Raw genomic sequence first — 20,393 nt, 5'->3', positions numbered from 1 at the left:
CTTTTATCAAGCTGCCTAATGAAATAACCGTGTCTAACTTTTAGGGGTCACTTCACTATAGAGATGAACCATACTCTTTTTTATTGTCCCCCTATTTCGCCTTATCAGAATAGTATTTCATTGGCTGTTTATACTAAAACGTATGTTATAATACGTTTCATGCGCATTAATAGGAGGTAAATTATGTTAAAAAAAGCAATCGCTGAATTTATTGGTACATTTGTACTTGTATTATTCGGAACTGGAGTAGCTGTCACTGGCGGCGGAATCGAAGGAATTGGAACATTAGGAATCGCTATGGCTTTCGGCTTATCTATTGTAGCTATGGCATATAGCATCGGAACAATTTCTGGATGTCACATTAACCCAGCAGTATCAGTAGCTATGTTCATCAACAAACGAATGAACGCTATGGAACTTTGTTATTATGTATTAGCTCAAATTTTAGGTGGTTTATTAGGAACTGCAACGTTAGTAACAATTTTAAAATCTGCTAAAACACCTTTAGATAATTTAGGACAAAATGGTTTCGGAACTCTTGGTTTATCTGGAGCATTTTTAGTTGAGTTCATTTTAACTTTCGTATTTATTTTAGTTATCGTCGCTGTAACAGGTAAAAAAGGAAGTTCTTCTTTAGCTGGACTAGTAATTGGTTTCACATTAGTTTTAATCCACTTATTAGGAATTCCGTTAACTGGAACATCTGTTAACCCAGCTCGTAGTATCGCACCAGCTTTATTTGTTGGTGGAGAAGCACTTTCTCAACTATGGGTATTCATCGTAGCACCAATTCTTGGTGGTATCTTCGCAGCTATCGTAGGTAAATTCATTTTAAATACTGAAAAATAGAATTTTCAATATTTCTGAATAAAAAAAAGCGAGCCCTCATTATGAGGAAGCTCGCTTTTTTATTCTTTCATTTTAGACTTTAAATTTGTAACTAATTGATCTACCGTTACATTTGCAAGCACGTTTTCCATCGCTTCTTGCGCTTGCATTAAAATAATTTCTAATACTGATTGAATATTAGCTCCTACTGGACATTCAATGTTGGGATTTTCATGGAAGGAAAATAGCTGTCCTTCTTCTACAACTTCCACTGCTTTATATACATCAAGTAATGTAATTTCTTCTAAATCTCGAGCAAGTGTCGTACCACCTTTACCAGCTTGTACATCAACAAGCCCTGCTCTCTTCAACATTCCTGTAATGCGACGAATCACAACTGGATTTGTATTCACACTACCGGCAATCCATTCAGAGGTACAGCGAGAGTTTCGATCTATCGCAAGTAATGTCAGCATATGAACACCTACTGTAAAACGACTACTAATCCCCATCTGCACACCCTCCTTTTTATTCATTCTATTAAAAGACGACTCTTATTATTATATACTATTTTTAATTTATACATAAAGAAAAAGCATGATTTCAATAGGAAATCATGCTTTTCTCTCATTATTGACGCTTTATAAATTTCGCTAAATCTTTAAATTTCACTTTGTCGGAGTAATTCATTACACCATTTACGTAAATGCGGCTTGTAACAGCATTTAATATCGCAATTGTCGCCAATAAGACTGCTAATGTTATCGTAATTTCTAGCATACCTGCTTCACCAGCTACAATACGTGAGAAGGTAACCATCGGTGTAAAAAATGGAACGTAAGAACTTACAACAACGATAGTACTATTCGGATCACTTAATGATTTAATACTAATGAAGAATGCAGCCATAATTAAAATCATTACCGGGAAAGATACAGCTTGTAAATCCTCCGTCTTAGACACGACAGCTCCAGCAGCAGCATACATCATTGCATAAAGTAAATATCCCGTAATGAAATAAACAAGAAACATGCTTATAACCTTTGCATCTAATTTCGTAAAGTCAATTGGAATACCAAATAGTGAGGCACTTTCTAAATCGACCCAACCTAACAAATATGGAATAAGATAACCACACGCCAATATGACAAGTTGCAATAAAGCCGTTGAAACAACCGCTAAAATTTTCGCATACATCATCGTAAGAGGCTTCACTTTCGGAAGCATTACTTCCATTACACGTGACGCCTTTTCAGATGCAATATTCATTGCGATTGTATTTCCGAACGCTACAATAAACATATATAAAGCAAATGTAAAGAAATAGGCAATTCCGAAAGAAGATGTACGATCTTTTATCGCTTCTTGCTTTACTTGAATTTCTGTTTGTAATTGCTGTGCAATTTCTGGTGAAACATTATTTTTGGCAATCGTCACCATCGTATATTGTTGCTTTAAATATCCTGCCATAATTGCAGAAGTTGCTTGGCTTGGAAATCCATTATACATATATGTAATCGATGGAGCCCCACCCTTTTCTGTCACATGGAATAGACCATCTAAATCGCCTTCTTCTACTTGCTTATGCAGTTTATCAAAATCATCCTTTGAACCAAGTGTTATTTTTGCTGATGGCAATAGCTTATTTAGCTCATCTTTTTGTACTTTATATGTGGAACTCTCTACTACAACTGCAATTTTATCTTTATCCTTATTTTTATCATCGCCTGAAGTAAAATGATTAAATGCAAAAATCCCAAACACAACTAAAAATAAAATCGCACTCGTAATTAATGATTTTTTAGATAAAAACGCTTCCCTAAAATAAAATGAAAATACGTGAGAAAATTTACGCATCGTTATTTCGCCCTCTCTACAAAGATTTCATTTAACGTCGGCTCTAACATTTTGAATTGTCGTAAGCTAACACCTTGCTCTTGCAACTGTTGCAAAATCTTGAGAGCTTCCGCATCGTCTTGTACTTTCACATAAAGAAGGCCTTGTTGTTTTTCATACGATACATGTATAGCTTCTAATCCTTTTTCATTCTCTACTGTATCTTCAATCGTTAAATTACGGAAACCGTATTCTTTCTTAATATCACTTAGCTGTCCTTTTACGACTGCTTCACCTTTTTTCAAAATACATACATGTTGGCAAAAAGCCTCTACTTGTTCCATACGATGACTTGATAAAATAATCGTCTTTCCGCTCTGCACTTGTTCTTCAATAATGCTAGCTAACATCCCAGCATTAACTAGATCAAGGCCGCTGAATGGTTCATCTAAAATGAGAAGTTCAGGATTATGAAGAAGAGCAGCAATTAATTGAATTTTTTGCTGATTCCCTTTTGAAAGCTCTCCTGCCGTTTTAAATTTATATTCTGGTATTGCCAATCGATCTAACCAGTGATCAATAGCAAAATCTACTTCTTTTTTCGTCATTCCTTCTAATCTACCAAAATATCGCAACTGATCTATTACTCTACTTTTTGTATATAAACCTCTCTCTTCTGGTAAATATCCAATCGTTACCCCACTAGTCCCAAATGATTTTCCATCCCATGTAATAGATCCTTCATTAGGCGTTAATAATCCGAGAAGCATTTTGATTGTCGTTGTTTTCCCTGCACCATTTCGCCCAAGTAATCCTAGCACTTCACCTTTAGGTAACGAAATTTGCAAGCCGTTAACTGCTTTTGATTCCCCAAATTGTTTCGTTAAGTTTTGAATTTGTAAACTCAAAGTATAAAGCCTCCCCTTTAGTATCATTCGTATTCTCTTTCAAAGACTATGTTTATTCAAGACAAAATATAGCACTACACTTCATCCCCTTATATGTAAACACCGTCATTAATCCATCATTTGTTCTATTTAGTTAAAATTGTAAATAACAAAACTCTTTTTGTCAATTATAATTGTCATTACGACAATAAAACTTGTCAAAATAACTATTATTATTTTGCTCATCTTTCTAATATAGGACATACTACTATATATACAAAAGACAATATGCAAATGTTCATATAAAAATATTATATTTTAATATATAATATAAAATGATTTTCTAACATCAAGGAGGATACATATGAAGATGAAGAGGGGCATTACCACTTTATTATCTGTAGCGGTTCTATCTACATCACTTGTAGCATGTTCAGGAACACCAGAGAAAACAGTGGCGAAAGAAGAGAAAGTAAAATTAACAGAACAGCAATTAATGGCTGATTTATGGTATCAAACAGCTGGCGAAACGAAAGCACTTTACTACCAAGGGTACAATATCGGTCAATTAAAGCTTGATGCAGTCCTTGCAAAAGGGACAGAGAAAAAACCTGCTATCGTACTTGATTTAGACGAAACTGTTTTAGATAACAGTCCTCATCAAGCAATGAGCGTAAAAACAGGCAAAGGCTATCCTTACAAATGGGATGATTGGATTAATAAAGCTGAGGCTGAAGCCCTTCCAGGCGCAATTGATTTCTTAAAATATACAGAGTCTAAAGGTGTAGATATTTACTACATCTCAAATCGTAAAACGAATCAACTAGATGCAACAATTAAAAATCTTGAGCGTGTAGGTGCTCCTCAAGCAACGAAAGAACATATATTACTACAAGATCCGAAAGAAAAAGGAAAAGAAAAACGTCGTGAACTCGTTTCTCAAACTCATGATATTGTCTTATTCTTCGGTGATAACTTATCTGATTTCACAGGTTTTGATGGAAAATCTGTAAAAGATCGTAACCAAACAGTAGAAGATTCAAAAGCACAATTTGGTGAGAAATTCATTATTTTCCCGAATCCAATGTATGGCGATTGGGAAGGCGCTTTATATGATTATGATTTCAAAAAATCAGATACGGAAAAAGATAAAATCCGTCGCGACAATTTAAAATCATTTGATGCAAAATAAAGAGGATGGCATTCGCCATCCTCTTTATTTTGCTTTCTCTGTTAAAGGTAAGATAAACACTTCCACACGTCTATTCTTTGCCTTTCCTTCTTGTGTATCGTTCGGAGCAATTGAACGGTATTCTCCGTAACCAATCGCACTAAATTTTTCTGGTTGTAATTCTTTATTTTGTAGTAATACTTGCATAAAATTAACTGCCCGCTGCGTACTTAATTCCCAATTCGACGCAAACTGTGCATTGGCAATTGGGACATTATCCGTATGACCGGATACTGTAATTTCACGAGGTGACGCTGAAACAAGTAAGCTAGACATCTCTTTTGCAATCCCTAAAGATTCTAATTTCACATCTGCTTTCCCCGAATCAAACAGTATATTTTCTAATATTGTCACCATTAATCCCTTTTCAGTTAATTTAGTTTGAAAAGAAGAGGATAATTGTTTTTCATTAATATATTGATCAATCTTTTTTTGTAATGCTTTCAATTCATCCATCTCTTTTTTTTCTTTAGCTCTAGCTTCTTCTTGTTTCTTTGCTTGTTCTGCCTCAAGGCTACTTGCTGATAATTCTTTTTCCTCATTTGGCTTTTGATCACTTAAAAATTCTTTGTTACCTGTTCCCCCAGCTAATTCACTTCGAAAAGCAACTGCCATCTGTTTAAACTTCGCAGCATCTATACTACTCATTGCGAATAAAACGATAAACAATGCAAATAACAACGTTAACATATCAGAATATGGAATTAACCACGTTTCATCGATATGCTCATCATGTTTTTTCTTTTTGCCTCTTCTATTTTTCTTACTCCGCATTTTTTTCTGCTCCTTTTTCTAGCTTTTTACGCTCAGTTGCAGAAAGTGCACCTAAAATGCGGTTCTTCATAATAAACGGATATGTACCTTCTTGTAACATTAATAAACAATCAATGATTAAACGTTTTTTCTCAATTTCAGCTGAAGATTTTTGCTTTAACTTATTTGCAAATGGATGCCATAATACATAACCTGAAAAAATACCAAAAATCGTTGCAATAAACGCACCCGAAATAGCATGACCTAACTTTTCAATATCAGTTAAGTTACCAAGCGCAGCTACAAGACCGATAACAGCACCTAAAACTCCTAATGTCGGTGCATACGTACCAGCTTGTGAAAAAATAGCAGCTCCTTTTGCATGTCTTTCTTCAATTGCCTCTAATTCAGATTCCAAAATCTGCTCTAAATCTTCTGCGGATACGCCATCAATCACAAATTTCATACCGCGCAAAAGAAATTCATCTTGAATTTTGTCTAATTGTTGCTCTAAAGACAAAATACCGTATTTTCTACTTTCAGATGTCCAATGAACAAATAATTCTAGCAACTGTTCATAACTTAAATCCTTTTTATTTGAACCAAAAAGAACTTTAAATAGTTTTGGAACCCTTTTTAGTTGATTCATCGGAAATGCAATACATACTGCAGCAAATGTACCGATAAAAATAATTAATGCTGCGGCAGGATTTAATAAGGCTGTTACGTCAGCGCCCTTGACGACCATCCCTACTACCACTGCTAAAAACCCTAAAACAAGTCCAATAATTGTTGCAAAATCCATTCCCATTCACTCCTAGTCTATACAAGAAGTTCTTTATTCTCGATAATCGCTACATCTTCTTATGTATATATATTACATAAAAAATGCAATTCATGAAAGATAAGAAATGAATTATATAAAAAAATACTACAAATTTACACATTTTCTGACATTTTCTTTGCATTTCTATTACTTTATGACTCTTATATTCCTTTTCCAACAAACTAGATTTATAATAAAAAACGATACACATTTTATTAAGAAGGGACTGTGATTACAAGGCATTATGAAAAAGATAATAATTATTTCTGCCACTACTATTGTAATCGGTATCACATCTTTCACTTACTTTGGTTCTAAATCACCACTACATAATGAAGCGAAAGCTGTCGAAAGTCAAAAACATACTAACCACCCAAAAGAAGAAATCCCTGATTTTCCAAAAGCTGATCATAATGCAAAGAAAATAGACAATGACTTTTCAGTTGTAACAAATCCAAAATCGAATCTTGTCTTAATTAATAAACATCGAAAACTGCCAGATGGATACACTCCTGAAGACTTAACAAGACCAAACGTACCATTTACTAGTCCAAAAGATAAAGAAAAAACATTACTACGCAAAGATGCTGCAGAGGCACTTGAAAACATGTTCAAAGCTGTGAAAAAAGAAGGGCTTGATCTTACAGCTGTATCTGGTTATCGTTCATACAAACGCCAAAAATCGTTGCATGATACATACGTTAGACGTCAAGGAAAAGCTGAGGCTAATTCAGTAAGCGCAATTCCTGGTACAAGTGAACACCAAACAGGTTTAGCAATGGATATTAGTTCAAAAACAGCTAAATTTCAATTAGAGCCTATCTTTGGAGAGACAGCAGAAGGAAAATGGGTCGCGGAACACGCTCATGAATTCGGCTTTGTCATCCGTTACTTAGAAGATAAAACAGATACAACAGAATATGCATATGAACCATGGCACTTACGCTACGTTGGTAATCCATACGCTACATACCTATATAAACATCACTTAACATTAGAAGAAGCGATGGAAGACAAAAAATAAGAGAGCAAATTGCTCTCTTATTTTTCTTTCACTCTATCATTGTAGTAATTTCTTCTTCCATTCTTCAGGCCATGGTTCGCCTCTTCCTGTTTTTTTCGACGCTTGAACCATCATTCCACGACCTACTAAACAAACCTCTCCTTCTGCATTCTTCACCATATAATGTAGATCTAAAGAAGAGTTCCCAACCGATCCTGCCTTTACATACACCTTCAACTGTTCATCAAAATATATTTGCTTAATAAAATTACATTGTAAATCCGCAACAACGATCATCGTTTCTGATGATGCATGTGTCCACTCTTGCATAAATCCAAGTTCTTTAAACAACGCGATACGAGCTTCTTCAAAATAAGTAAAAGCAACGACATTATTTACATGTCCAAACATATCTACTTCACCAAAACGAACCTTTACAGGATTGTAAAATGAAAATCCACTTTCCCATTTCTCGAAGTCTTCAATATAAGAAATTCTCTTCAACGCTATTTCCCCTTCCTATCAAAAAAAAAACAGAATAAACTGAAAAATATAATTATAAATATTGCCTCTTCAAGATGAAGAGGCAATATTTATTAATAGTTATTATCGCTACCAAAGAAATCTTTGAACGATTGAATTGTTGTATCACGGTTTAATGCCGCAATTGAAGTTGTTAAAGGAATACCCTTCGGACATGATTGCACACAGTTTTGAGAGTTACCACAGTTTGCTAGTCCTCCATCTCCCATAATTGCACGTAAGCGATCTGCTTTATGCATTTCACCCGTTGGATGTGAGTTGAATAAGCGAGCTTGTGATAACGGCGCTGGTCCAATAAAGTCAGACTTACTGTTTACGTTTGGACACGATTCTAAGCAAACACCACATGTCATACATTTTGAAAGCTCATAAGCCCATTGACGCTTTTTCTCAGGCATTCTTGGTCCTGGACCTAAGTCATACGTACCATCAATTGGAATCCAAGCTTTAACGCGTTTTAGAGCATTAAACATGCGACTGCGGTCAACTTGTAAATCACGTACAACTGGGAATGTCTTCATCGGCTTTAAGCGAATTGGCTGTTCTAATTGATCAATAAGAGCCGTACATGATTGACGTGGCTTTCCGTTAATAACCATCGAACATGCACCGCATACTTCCTCTAAGCAGTTCATATCCCATGCAATCGGAGTTGTTTGGTTTCCTTTTGAATCAACAGGATTACGACGAATTTCCATAAGCGCCGAAATAATATTCATATTAGGACGATATGGAATTTCAAACTCTTGGTCAAACTCTTGTGCATCTGGTCCATCTTGTCTCGTAATGATGAGGCGGATTGTTTTCTCAGACATGTTGTTTATCCCCCTTCTCTTCACCCTTAGCAGCTACATCATGTTTTGAAGAATAATCACGTTTACGTGGTTTAATTAATGAAACATCAACGTCTTCGTAATGGAATGCTGGTGCATTTCCTTCTCCTTCAAATTTTGCCATAGTAGTTTTTAAGAAGTTTGCATCATCACGATTTGGGAATTCAGGTTTGTAATGCGCACCGCGGCTCTCATTACGGTTATATGCGCCAATTGTAATAACACGTGCTAACTCAAACATATTTGCAAGTTGACGTGTAAATGAAGCACCTTGGTTACTCCATCTCGCTGTATCGTTAATGTTAATACGTTTGTAACGATCCATTAACTCTTCAATTTTCGCATCTGTTTCTAATAACTTTTTATTTTCACGAACTACTGTAACGTTATCTGTCATCCATTCTCCAAGCTCTTTATGAAGAACATATGCATTTTCATTACCATCCATCGTTAAAATATTGTTAAATTTCTCTGTTTCGATTAATTCATTTTGCTCATATACAGTAGATGAAACAGCATCTGATGATTTAGAAAGACCTTTCATATATTCAATTGCGTTTGGTCCTGCTACCATACCACCGTAAATTGCTGATAATAGTGAGTTTGCACCAAGGCGGTTACCACCGTGCATAGAATAATCACACTCACCTGCTGCAAATAAACCTGGAATACTCGTCATTTGCTTATAGTCAACCCATAGTCCACCCATTGAATAGTGAACAGCTGGGAAGATTTTCATTGGTAGTTTACGAGGATCATCCCCTGTAAATTTCTCATAGATTTCAATGATTCCACCAAGTTTAATATCTAATTCTTTCGGATCTTTATGAGAAAGATCTAAGTACACCATGTTTTCACCGTTAATACCTAGTTTTTGCTCTACGCAAACATCAAAGATTTCACGCGTTGCGATATCACGAGGTACAAGGTTTCCGTAAGCCGGATATTTTTCTTCTAAGAAGTACCATGGTTTACCATCTTTATATGTCCAAACACGTCCACCTTCACCACGTGCAGATTCACTCATAAGACGTAATTTATCGTCTCCAGGAATTGCCGTTGGGTGAATTTGAATGAACTCACCATTTGCATAATATGCACCTTGTTGATATACAGCAGAAGCTGCTGTACCTGTATTAATAATGGAGTTTGTTGATTTTCCGAAAATGATACCAGGGCCCCCTGTTGCCATAATCACGGCATCAGCTCCGAAACTTTTAATCTCCATAGTTTGTAAATCTTGTGCAACGATTCCTCGGCACACACCTTCATCATCAACAACAGCTCGTAAGAAATCCCAACCTTCATATTTCGTTACAAGTCCTGCTACTTCGTGACGACGTACTTGCTCATCTAATGCGTAAAGTAATTGCTGTCCAGTTGTTGCACCAGCAAATGCTGTACGGTGATGTTGTGTTCCACCAAATCGACGGAAATCAAGAAGTCCTTCTTCCGTACGGTTGAACATAACACCCATACGGTCCATTAAATGAATGATACCAGGTGCTGCTTCACACATTGCTTTAACTGGTGGTTGGTTCGCTAAGAAGTCTCCACCATAAATTGTATCGTCAAAGTGGATCCATGGAGAATCCCCTTCACCTTTCGTATTTACGGCACCGTTAATTCCGCCCTGAGCACATACAGAATGTGAACGTTTTACTGGTACTAAAGAAAACAGTTCAACATTTACTCCTGCTTCTGCCGCTTTAATCGTTGCCATTAAGCCAGCCAAGCCACCGCCGACTACTATAAGTTTCCCTTTCATGCTCTCCCACTCCTTACTGATTTGCTAGCTGTGGATCGATGAACGCTAATAATGCACTCACACCTACATAAGATAGACCTAAGAAAATAGCTAATGTTACATAAGTAGAGATTCTTTGTGAACGTGGAGATACTGTAATTCCCCAGCTGATGCAGAATGTCCATAGTCCATTTGCAAAGTGGAAAATTGTTGAAACAACACCAACTAAGTAGAATGCAAACATAGCTGGATTGTTTAAAATATCTGCCATCATATCATAGTTTACCTCTTTACCTAACATTGCTTGAATACGAGTTTCCCAGACGTGCCAAGAAATGAAAATCAGCGTAACGATACCTGAAATTCTTTGGAAAACGAACATCCAGTTACGGAAATAACCGTAAGAAACCGCATTGTTCTTAGCTGTAAATGCAATATATAAGCCATATATAGCATGGTACAGTATCGGTAAAAAGATGATGAAAATTTCTAGCGCATACCGGAATGGAAGGAGCTCCATAAAGCCTGCAGCTTTGTTAAAAGCCTCTGCTCCTCTTGTTGCAAAGTTGTTTACAATTAGATGTTGCGTCAAAAAGACACCAACCGGGATGACCCCCATTAATGAGTGCCACTTACGAAACGTATACTCGCGGCCTTTCATGTCCCCATTACCCCCTTGAATGTTTGACTGCTGTTTTCAGATTAATTTATAACAATAATGTTTTTTCACTATTGGCATAAGAAAAACTGAAAAAATTATTCGAAATATTTCAGCATAATTTGATAACAAGTTCATTTTACCCCTATTTTTGTCGAAGCGTCAAGAAAACGTATACATAATTTGCATATAATTTGGCAATTCTTTTTTTCTTCTTAGATATTCAGATTTCCCTAAAGAAAAATCTGTTTTTATAAATGAAAAATGTTATATAATAATCCCTATAGAAAGAGGGGAATATTGTGAGCAAAAATACAATCGATATAACATCTTTAGAAGATGTTTCATTGAACGCCTTCGCTTATGAATTGCTACGTGAAGAATTACTACCTGATTTAATCGGCAACGATTTAGATGGTATTTTATACTGGTCTGGTAGAAACCTTGCAAGAAAATATCCGCTAGAAACAATTGAAGAAGTCATTCAGTTCTTTGAAAAAGCTGGCTGGGGCACTTTAAGCATTATTGAACATAAGCGTCGTGAAATGCAGTTCCAACTTAAAGGCACACTCATTGCAGAACGTCAAAAACAAAAACGACATTCTTCTTATCAACTAGAAGCTGGATTCATCGCTGAACAAATTCAAAAGCAACGGAACGTCGTTGCAGAGTCATACGAAGAAAAGAAAAAACGTTCTGACTCTATTACATTTCTTGTAAAATGGGATATAAAAGATCTCATTGAAGTGTAAGCATTACCTACAGTCAACTAGACATATCAGTTTAGTTGACTTTTTTGTATTTTCATTCAGATTCGTTTATTTTAAATCTTCAGAAATTATACCAAAAAACAGAAGACGTTGTAAACTACAACGTCTTCTTATCTGTTAAATACGTATAAATCGTCTCCGCGACATTTTTCGGCATACCCGCTTCGACAAATTCCTCTATAGAAGCTTCTTTCATCTTCTTTAATGAACCAAAATGTTTTAACAATACCTTTTTCCGTTTATCACCTATTCCTGGAATGTCATCCAATGCTGATTGAATGACAGATTTCCCATGTAATTGACGATGGAATGTAATCGCAAATCGATGCACCTCATCTTGAATACGCTGCAATAAATAAAATTCTTGGCTATTTCTCTCAAGCATCACAGGTTCCGGTGGATCCCCAATAATTAAATGGGAGGTTTTATGTTTATCATCTTTCACAAGACCTGCCATCGGAATATATAATCCGAGCTCATTCTCCAGAATATCACTTGCAGCCGCTAGATGGCCTTTTCCTCCATCAATAATAATCAAATCAGGTAAGGGTGAATTTTCTTTAAGCGCCCTTGTATAACGGCGCCTCACAACTTCTCTCATAGACTCATAATCGTCTGGTCCTTGAACCGTTTTAATTTTATATTTTCGATACTCTTTCTTCGCCGGTTTCCCATCGATAAAAGCAATCATTGCAGAAACAGGATTTGTTCCTTGAATATTTGAGTTATCAAACGCTTCAATACGATACGGCGTTTCAATCCCAAGCTGCTTCCCTAAATGATCTACTGCTTTAATCGTTCGTTCTTCATCACGTTCAATTAAGTAAAACTTCTCTTCAAGAGCAATTTTTGCGTTTTTATTTGCTAATTCTACAAGGTCTTTTTTCTTACCACGTTTCGGCTGTGTTGCTTCTACTTCTAAAAAGCGCTCTACTAATTCCGAGTCTATACTTCCTGGAACGACAATTTCCTTCGGCTTAAAATGACTACTGTTTTCATAAAATTGGCCGATAAACGTTAAAAAGCCCTCTTCTGGTTCATCGTAAATTGGAAACATAGAAACATCACGTTCAATTAGCTTTCCTTTTCGAACGAAGAAAACTTGAACACACATCCATCCTTTATCCACTGCATATCCAAACACATCACGATCCACTAAGTCACTCATAATCATCTTTTGTTTTTCCATAATCGCATCAATATGAGCAATTTGATCACGCAACTCTTTTGCACGTTCAAACTCTAGTTTCTCTGAGGCCTCATACATTTTTATTTCTAATTCTGAACGAACTTCTTTATGTCCACCATTTAAAAACTTAATAATTTCATCTACAATTTCTTTATTTTGTTCTTCCGTCACTTCTTTCACACACGGCGCTAAACATTGACCCATATGATAATACAAACAAACTTTATCTGGCATATTCGTACATTTCCGAAGCGGATACATACGATCTAGCAGTTTTTTCGTTTCATGAGCAGATTGTGCATTTGGATAAGGACCAAAATACTTTCCTTTATCCTTTTTTACATTTCGAGTAATGAGTAAGCGTGGTTGCTTCTCCGCCGTAATTTTAATAAAAGGATATGTTTTATCATCTTTTAATTGAATATTATATTTCGGATCATATTTTTTAATTAAATTTAACTCTAAAATAAGTGCTTCTAAATTCGAAGAGGTTACAATATATTCAAAATCAACAATTTCTCCTACAAGCCGCAGTGTTTTCCCATCATGTGAACCAGTAAAGTACGAGCGCACACGATTTTTAAGCACTTTTGCCTTTCCAACATATATAACCGTTCCTTGCTTATCTTTCATCAAATAACAACCAGGTTGATCTGGTAAAATAGCCAACTTCTCTTTCAAATGTTCGTGCACTCGTCTCCCTCCATTTCTACATACTTAGCATTTTTATTTTCCCTTGAAAACATACTATGCCCAAACACCCAACATACGTTCTTTTATTGTAACGGAAAGACTGTAAAAAAGAAAATAAAAAAAGCTACCAACTGGTAGCTTTTTTATTTTAGAAATGTTTAGAAACTAATTCTACTAACGCTTCTTTCGGTTTGTAACCTAACGTTTGATCAACTACTTTACCGTCTTTTAATACGAAAAGAGCTGGAATGCTCATTACTTCGAATTGACGAGCAGTTTCTTGGTTCTCATCAACATCTACTTTTACTACTTTTACTTTTTCGCCTAGTTCTGCATCGATTTCCTCTAATACAGGAGCGATCATTTTACAAGGTCCACACCAAGGTGCCCAGAAATCTAATAATACAACACCTTCGCTAGTTTCAGCTGCGAAGCTTTGGTCATTTGCGTTTACAATTGCCATTTTATTTCCTCCTTCAAGTATATTCTACCAAGAGTATATCATTAACTTATATACGTGGCGAATAATATGTATCGTTATGTATTGTAACAAAAAAATGTTCCTTTATACTATATAAAAATACGGATTAAATACTAAAAAGATGAGAGACAGGGGATCTCTCACCTTTTTCTATATATAGGGGTACTTCACTTGGAACTCAAGGGTACTTAAATCATGAATGTACTTTTAACTTTTTAAACTCTTCTGTTAAAAGAGGTACAACTTCGAACAAGTCACCAACAATACCGTAGTCAGCTACTTTGAAGATACTTGCTTCTGGATCTTTATTAATCGCAACGATTATTTTTGAGTTAGACATACCTGCTAAATGCTGAATCGCACCAGAAATACCACATGCAATGTATAAATCTGGCGTAACAACTTTACCAGTTTGACCAATTTGTAATGAGTACTCACAGTATTCAGCGTCACAAGCACCACGAGATGCCCCAACAGCGCCGCCTAGTACGTCAGCTAACTCTTTTAATGGTTTAAATCCTTCTTCACTCTTCACACCGCGTCCGCCAGCGATAATAACTTTCGCTTCAGAAAGATCCACACCTTCTGCTGTTTTACGGACAACATCTTGAATAATTGTACGTAAATCTTTCACATCAACTGTAATAGAAGATACGTCACCGCTGCGAGACTCATCTTTTTCCAGAGTTGCAATGTTATTTGGACGCACTGTCGCAAATAAGATGCCGTCTGTTACAATCTTCTTCTCGAATGCTTTACCAGAGTAAATTGGACGAGTGAAGATAACATTTCCACCTTCAACCTCTAAAGCAGTTACGTCAGAAACTAAACCAGCTTCAAGCTTCGCTGCTAATTTTGGTGATAAATCTTTACCAAGTGCCGTATGCCCAAAGACAATACCTTCTGGATTTTCTTCAGCATGTACAGCTAAAAACGCTTGTGCATAACCATCAGATGTATATGATTTTAATTTATCATTTTCAACTGTCACAACGCGATCTGCACCGTAATGAATCAATTCATTTGCAAAAGAGGCAACGCTGTCTCCAATTAGAAGACCTACTACTTCACCGCCTTCTGCAATTGTTTTTGCTGCTGCTACCGCTTCAAACGAAACGTTACGTAGCGATCCATCACGAACTTCACCCATTACTAATACTTTACGAGCCATAGATTTTCCCTCCTGCATATATAATTTCGTATTTTATTAGATTACTTTCGCTTCTGTATGGAGCAACGATACAAGTTCTTTTACTTGATCTTGCAGCTCGCCTTGTAACACTTTTCCTGCATCTTTCTTAGGAGGCAAATAGATTTCAATTGTTTTTGTCTTTGCTTCCACATCATCTTCTTCTAAATCTAAATCATCTAATTCTACTTCTTCTAGTGGCTTTTTCTTCGCTTTCATAATACCTGGTAGCGATGGATAACGTGGTTCATTTAAACCTTGCTGTGCTGTTACTAAAACTGGTAATGAAGTTGCAATCACTTCTGTATCACCTTCAACATCACGCTCAATCTTCACATTTGTACCGTCAATTTCAAGTTTTGTAATTGTCGTTACATATGGAATATTTAACGCTTCAGCTACGCGTGGCCCTACTTGTCCAGATGCACCATCAATTGCAACGTTTCCGCCTAAAATTAAATCTGCATCTTTATCTTTTAAATATTCAGCAAGCACTTTTGCTGTCGTGAACTGGTCACCATTTTCTACATCATCTTCAATATTAATTAATACCGCTTTATCACAGCCCATTGCTAATGCAGTACGAAGTTCTTTCTCACTATCTTCGCCACCGACTGTTACAACTGTAACTTCTCCACCTTGTGCGTCTCTTACTTGAATTGCTTCTTCAATTGCATATTCATCGTAAGGGTTGATGATGAATTCCGCTTCGCCATCGTAAATTGCACCGTTTTTAATTACGATTTTTTCTTCTGTATCAAATGTTCGTTTCATGAGTACGTAGATGTTCATTCCATTTACCCCCTTGTTTTTCAGAAAGATTCTATCAATTTTAATTTTCTGTTAATTTATATTAAAAAAATAATTGAACTACCTGCCACTAAACGAAGGTTTACGCTTTTCTAAAAATGCAGCTACACCTTCTCTTCCATCTTCACTCGTAAATACTTCACCAAAAATTTGTGATTCACGTTGTACACCTTCATAGTAATGAGAAGATTTTGTCGTTTGCAATAACTCTAGTACAGCACGAGTTGTTGCTGGACTTTTTCCAGCAATTTGTTTTGCGACTTTAAGCGTATCATCTAAAAATGATTCTTCAGAGAACAATTCGTTAACAAGTCCCCACTTTAATGCTTCTGCACCAGTAATTGGTGTACTTGTTAACATCATTTCACAAGCTTTCGCTTTCCCAACATAACGTGGTAAGCGCTGTGTACCTGCAAAGCCAGGAATTAATCCAAGTGTTAATTCAGGTAAACCAAGTTTTGCACTTTCAGTTGCAAAGCGCATGTGGCAAGACATAGCAAACTCAAGGCCGCCGCCCAGTGCCGCTCCATGAATTGCCGCAATAACTGGTTTTGAACATTTTTCAACACGCTCAAACGTAACTTGTCCAAGCTGTGCTAATTCTGTTGCTTGCTTCGCTTCAGTAACAGATGTAAATTCTTTAATATCTGCTCCTGCTGAGAAGAAACGTCCTTCACCGTAAATAACAACAACACGAATGTTATCATCCTTTTCCACTTGATCAATTAATTCAGTAACGTCATGCATAACTTGTGAAGACATCGCATTCGCTGGTGCGTGATTTAACGTCGCCACCGCGATATGATCTTCAACTCTTACAGATAGGAATTTCAACATGATCCCTCCCATTATTGACGATAACCACAAGCTGCAATAAGTAGCCCGTGTACCGTTTTTGAAAGTGCGACCAGATCATACTTATGATCGCTCATTACCCAATTGGTCACAACTTCATCTACTGTTCCAAAGATCATTTGTCTTGCCACGCGAACATTTAAATCTGCTTGAAATTCACCTTGTTTTATACCAGTCTCTAAAATCTCATCCATAACTTGTAAGTAGCCTTTTAATACTTCATTTATTTTAAGGCGCAAGTCTTGATTGGACTGCCTCAGCTCTAATTGCGTAACGATAGCAAGCGGATCATTTTGCGACAACAGCAAGAAGTGCGTTTCTACCAACATGAATAACTTCGATACAGCGCTTTCAATTCCTGCTGTTTTTTGACGAATTGTTTCGACAAATTCTCCCATCTTCTCTTGGAATAAGGATATTAATATATCTTCTTTATTTTTAAAATATAAATAAATCGTGCCATCAGCTACTCCAGCTTGCTTTGCGATTTTAGAAACTTGCGCTTGGTGGTACCCATTCTCCGCAATCACAATGACTGCCGCATCAATAATTTGATTGTATTTCGGTCTATTTTTCTTCACTTTACTGTCCCCTTCAAGAAGAATATGAATGAATAGTCATTCATATTCTTATAATACTGACTATTTAGAAAAGTGTCAATCCTATTTTTTCAAAAAGAAAGGGCCTTAGCCCGTTTGCTCATCCTCATTCTTTCTCTTCTCTTCATCTATTAGAACACGGCGTAAAATTTTCCCTACTGTCGTTTTCGGCAATTCATCTCTAAACTCATATACTTTCGGCACTTTATAAGCCGCTAAATATTTACGTGCAAACTGATTTAATTCTTCCTCAGAGCATTCCGTCCCTTCTTTTAACACAACAAATGCTTTAACTGTCTCTCCTCGGTACGGATCTGGAACTCCAATTGTCACTACTTCTTGCACTTTTTCATGCTCATATAATACTTCTTCAACTTCACGAGGATACACATTAAATCCACTCGCGACAATCATATCTTTCTTGCGATCTTTTACATAGAAGAATCCATCTTCATCCATGTAGCCAACATCACCTGTATGGAGCCAGCCATCTTGCAATACAGCCGCTGTTTCCTCTGGCTTATTCCAATATCCTTTCATAATTTGAGGGCCTTTCACTACAATTTCACCTATTTCTCCTGGCGGTAATGCCTCACCAGTTTCAAGCGACATAATGATTGCTTCTGTATCTGGCCACGGAACTCCGATGCTACCTGGCACTCGCTTTTCCCATAAAAAATTACTATGTGTAACCGGAGAGGATTCTGTTAAACCATATCCCTCTACTAGTTTACCACCTGTAACTTTTTCGAACTTTTCCTGTACTTCTACTGGCAGTGGTGCTGATCCACTAATACAAGCACGAATAGAAGAAATATCGTATTCTTTTAAAAGCGGACTATTTAAAAGAGCGATATAAATAGTTGGTGCCCCTGGAAACAATGTCACTTTATGCTTCTTAATCGCTTCAAAAACCATTTTCATATCAAACTTTGGAATAAGGACCATTTTGTATCCTTGCATAATACTTAAATTCATAACAGCTGTCATACCATAAACATGGAAAAATGGAAGAACCCCAAGAACGACTTCTTCTCCTTCTTTGCAATTATATAACCATTGAACTCCCATTAACGTGTTAGAGACGAGGTTTTTATGCGTTAACATAACTCCTTTCGGAAATCCGGTTGTTCCTCCTGTGTACTGTAAAAGAGCTAGATCATTTTCAGGATCACAAGGCACCTCAACATTCGTATTCACTTCTTTTTCTACTGAATTCCAAAGATGAATCGTTTCACTCTCTGATACTTTCACAACTAAATTCGACTGTTTTTTCTGCACAAATGGATACAATAGATTTTTAGGGAATGGTAAAAAGTCTGCAATACGAGTTACGATAATATGCTCAATTTTTGTAGCAGATTGAACATTCGTTACTCTTGGAAACACTAAATCGAGACAAAGAATTACTTTTGCTCCCGAGTCATGAAGCTGATATTCTAATTCCCTTTCTGTATACAGTGGATTGGTTTGTACTACGATACCTCCCGCAAGTAATGTACCGTAATAACCAATTACAGCTTGCGGACAATTCGGCAACATAATAGCAACTCGATCACCCTTTTCCACACCGAGCTTTTGAAGATAATTTGCAAACCTCTTCACCTTATCATGGAAGTCCGAAAACGTAATATCCTTCCCTAAAAAGTGAAGCGCTTTCTTTTCTGGGTAGCGAGAAGCCATCTGTTCTACATATCTATGAAGCGGCTGAATATCATAAGAAATCGTACTCGGAATTTCCTCTGGATAACTTTTCAACCATGGTTTTTCCACCTTCATTCCCCCTTCAAATACATAAAAAATAAATGAATGTTCATTCATGATGGTTATTTTCATTATATTATAGTCACCATAACGTTATAATCATAATATTCTGACTTTTATATAACTATGCTTTACTTCATTAACTTCTTATTATATGTAGAAACTCTCTTAATCTTAAAAGAGTAAGAGAGTTATAGTTATAGTTTAACTCAATCTTATTATCGTTAACACTGCTCCTGGAGTAGTTGTTGATAATGTTGCGACAGCTAACAAACCAAATAATTGCAAGCTAATAGCATCTCCTGCTGCAAGAGTTGTAATGATTGTTGCGCTAAATGATGTAGTTGCTAACGCAGGAGCATTAATCGTCCCAGCAAGTGGTGCTCCATTAATTGTAATCCGTGAACTAACTAATAGTGAAGCCGTTATATTAATCGTATATGAAATATAATAATTCCCAGCATTTGCAACCGTAAATACTGTATTCCCACCAGAAACAGTAATTCCTGGACCAATGTTTTGATTATTTGGAAGCGGGACATTCGTTCCACCAAGAAGGACCGATATCGCTGTTCCCGACGTATTATTTGCAAATGCATATGTCGCCGTGATACTTGTACCGGTTGCTCCCGTGGCACCCGTCGCTCCCGTTGGGCCTGTTATTCCTGTTGGGCCTGTTGCTCCTGTTATTCCCGTCGCTCCCGTTGGGCCTGTTGCTCCTGTTATTCCCGTCGCTCCCGTTGGGCCTGTTGCTCCTGTTATTCCCGTCGCTCCCGTTGGGCCTGTTGCTCCTGTTATTCCTGTCGCTCCCGTTGGACCTGTTGCTCCTGTTGCTCCTGTTGCTCCTGTCGCTCCCGTTGGACCCGTTGCTCCTGTTATTCCTGTCGCTCCCGTTGGA

At 36.7% G+C, this 20,393-nt stretch carries 21 protein-coding genes; 4 read left to right on the top strand and 17 right to left on the bottom strand.

Going from position 1 to position 20,393, the window contains the following annotated elements; translation table 11 throughout:
- The first annotated feature begins 183 nt into the window (after positions 1 to 183).
- Positions 184 to 849, top strand: coding sequence for an aquaporin (locus ACODS7_RS25960; protein WP_000913213.1), 666 nt, complete (start codon positions 184 to 186; stop codon positions 847 to 849).
- Between the two features lie 59 nt (positions 850 to 908).
- Here the strand turns inward: ACODS7_RS25960 and ACODS7_RS25955 are convergent, their stop codons facing one another.
- The 3 genes from ACODS7_RS25955 to ACODS7_RS25945 form a co-directional block, all read right to left on the bottom strand.
- On the bottom strand, positions 909 to 1,340 hold the full coding sequence (locus ACODS7_RS25955) for an Rrf2 family transcriptional regulator (protein WP_000512998.1): 432 nt from the start codon (positions 1,338 to 1,340) through the stop codon (positions 909 to 911).
- A 118-nt stretch (positions 1,341 to 1,458) separates the two neighbouring features.
- Positions 1,459 to 2,685 (bottom strand): ABC transporter permease, encoded by a 1,227-nt coding sequence (locus ACODS7_RS25950; RefSeq protein ID WP_016080151.1) that lies wholly within the window; start codon positions 2,683 to 2,685, stop codon positions 1,459 to 1,461.
- Between the two features lie 2 nt (positions 2,686 to 2,687).
- A complete protein-coding gene (locus ACODS7_RS25945) occupies positions 2,688 to 3,572 on the bottom strand; it encodes an ABC transporter ATP-binding protein (protein WP_243169046.1) in 885 nt (294 codons plus the stop codon).
- 343 nt (positions 3,573 to 3,915) lie between these two features.
- Here ACODS7_RS25945 and ACODS7_RS25940 point away from each other — a divergent pair, with 343 nt between their 5' ends.
- On the top strand, positions 3,916 to 4,743 hold the full coding sequence (locus ACODS7_RS25940) for a 5'-nucleotidase, lipoprotein e(P4) family (protein WP_016080149.1): 828 nt from the start codon (positions 3,916 to 3,918) through the stop codon (positions 4,741 to 4,743).
- Between the two features lie 24 nt (positions 4,744 to 4,767).
- Here the strand turns inward: ACODS7_RS25940 and motB are convergent, their stop codons facing one another.
- Together motB and motA are read right to left on the bottom strand one after the other, a co-directional pair.
- A complete protein-coding gene (gene motB / locus ACODS7_RS25935) occupies positions 4,768 to 5,556 on the bottom strand; it encodes a flagellar motor protein MotB (RefSeq protein WP_016080148.1) in 789 nt (262 codons plus the stop codon).
- Entirely contained in the window at positions 5,546 to 6,340 is a 795-nt protein-coding gene (gene motA, locus ACODS7_RS25930) for a flagellar motor stator protein MotA (protein ID WP_000344862.1), read from the bottom strand. The genes motB and motA overlap by 11 nt, the downstream gene beginning before the upstream one ends.
- A gap of 265 nt (positions 6,341 to 6,605) precedes the next feature.
- Between motA and ACODS7_RS25925 the strand changes: the two genes are divergently transcribed.
- On the top strand, positions 6,606 to 7,385 hold the full coding sequence (locus ACODS7_RS25925; protein WP_243169047.1) for a M15 family metallopeptidase: 780 nt from the start codon (positions 6,606 to 6,608) through the stop codon (positions 7,383 to 7,385).
- A gap of 36 nt (positions 7,386 to 7,421) precedes the next feature.
- On the opposite strand, the gene ACODS7_RS25920 is transcribed toward ACODS7_RS25925, so the two are convergent.
- From ACODS7_RS25920 to sdhC, 4 genes are all read right to left on the bottom strand, one after another.
- Positions 7,422 to 7,868: an acyl-CoA thioesterase gene (locus tag ACODS7_RS25920; RefSeq protein ID WP_000822727.1), complete on the bottom strand. Its 447-nt coding sequence runs from the start codon at positions 7,866 to 7,868 to the stop codon at positions 7,422 to 7,424.
- Positions 7,869 to 7,960: 92 nt separating this feature from the next.
- Positions 7,961 to 8,722, bottom strand: a complete 762-nt coding sequence (sdhB, locus tag ACODS7_RS25915; RefSeq protein WP_001291830.1) for a succinate dehydrogenase iron-sulfur subunit — start codon at positions 8,720 to 8,722, stop codon at positions 7,961 to 7,963.
- A complete protein-coding gene (gene sdhA, locus ACODS7_RS25910) occupies positions 8,715 to 10,508 on the bottom strand; it encodes a succinate dehydrogenase flavoprotein subunit (protein ID WP_000676743.1) in 1,794 nt (597 codons plus the stop codon). The genes sdhB and sdhA overlap by 8 nt, the downstream gene beginning before the upstream one ends.
- Positions 10,509 to 10,521: 13 nt before the next feature.
- On the bottom strand, positions 10,522 to 11,148 hold the full coding sequence (gene sdhC, locus ACODS7_RS25905; protein WP_000678354.1) for a succinate dehydrogenase cytochrome B558: 627 nt from the start codon (positions 11,146 to 11,148) through the stop codon (positions 10,522 to 10,524).
- Positions 11,149 to 11,447: 299 nt separating this feature from the next.
- Here sdhC and ACODS7_RS25900 point away from each other — a divergent pair, with 299 nt between their 5' ends.
- A complete protein-coding gene (locus ACODS7_RS25900; protein ID WP_000042214.1) occupies positions 11,448 to 11,897 on the top strand; it encodes a YslB family protein in 450 nt (149 codons plus the stop codon).
- A gap of 115 nt (positions 11,898 to 12,012) precedes the next feature.
- On the opposite strand, the gene uvrC is transcribed toward ACODS7_RS25900, so the two are convergent.
- The 8 genes from uvrC to ACODS7_RS25860 form a co-directional block, all read right to left on the bottom strand.
- Positions 12,013 to 13,797, bottom strand: a complete 1,785-nt coding sequence (uvrC, locus tag ACODS7_RS25895; protein WP_000544296.1) for an excinuclease ABC subunit C — start codon at positions 13,795 to 13,797, stop codon at positions 12,013 to 12,015.
- A gap of 148 nt (positions 13,798 to 13,945) precedes the next feature.
- Complete coding sequence (gene trxA, locus ACODS7_RS25890; protein ID WP_001018944.1) at positions 13,946 to 14,260, bottom strand: thioredoxin; 315 nt, start codon at positions 14,258 to 14,260, stop codon at positions 13,946 to 13,948.
- Between the two features lie 211 nt (positions 14,261 to 14,471).
- Positions 14,472 to 15,449, bottom strand: a complete 978-nt coding sequence (etfA, locus tag ACODS7_RS25885) for an electron transfer flavoprotein subunit alpha (protein ID WP_000101946.1) — start codon at positions 15,447 to 15,449, stop codon at positions 14,472 to 14,474.
- A 36-nt stretch (positions 15,450 to 15,485) separates the two neighbouring features.
- A complete protein-coding gene (gene etfB / locus ACODS7_RS25880) occupies positions 15,486 to 16,259 on the bottom strand; it encodes an electron transfer flavoprotein subunit beta (protein ID WP_016080146.1) in 774 nt (257 codons plus the stop codon).
- 78 nt (positions 16,260 to 16,337) lie between these two features.
- On the bottom strand, positions 16,338 to 17,114 hold the full coding sequence (locus ACODS7_RS25875) for an enoyl-CoA hydratase (protein WP_243169048.1): 777 nt from the start codon (positions 17,112 to 17,114) through the stop codon (positions 16,338 to 16,340).
- An 11-nt stretch (positions 17,115 to 17,125) separates the two neighbouring features.
- Positions 17,126 to 17,713, bottom strand: coding sequence for a fatty acid metabolism transcriptional regulator FadR (gene fadR, locus ACODS7_RS25870; RefSeq protein ID WP_000742223.1), 588 nt, complete (start codon positions 17,711 to 17,713; stop codon positions 17,126 to 17,128).
- A 105-nt stretch (positions 17,714 to 17,818) separates the two neighbouring features.
- The gene (locus ACODS7_RS25865; RefSeq protein ID WP_000414744.1) at positions 17,819 to 19,504 is read right to left on the bottom strand and encodes a long-chain-fatty-acid--CoA ligase; all 1,686 of its coding nucleotides are present in this window, start codon (positions 19,502 to 19,504) and stop codon (positions 17,819 to 17,821) included.
- 195 nt (positions 19,505 to 19,699) lie between these two features.
- Positions 19,700 to 20,393 (bottom strand): BclA C-terminal domain-containing protein (locus ACODS7_RS25860; protein WP_488827893.1); only part of this gene is annotated, 694 nt, incomplete at its 5' end.

The organism is Bacillus sp. FG16 (assembly GCF_057809515.1).
This window is presented reverse-complemented; position numbering and strand designations above follow the sequence as displayed.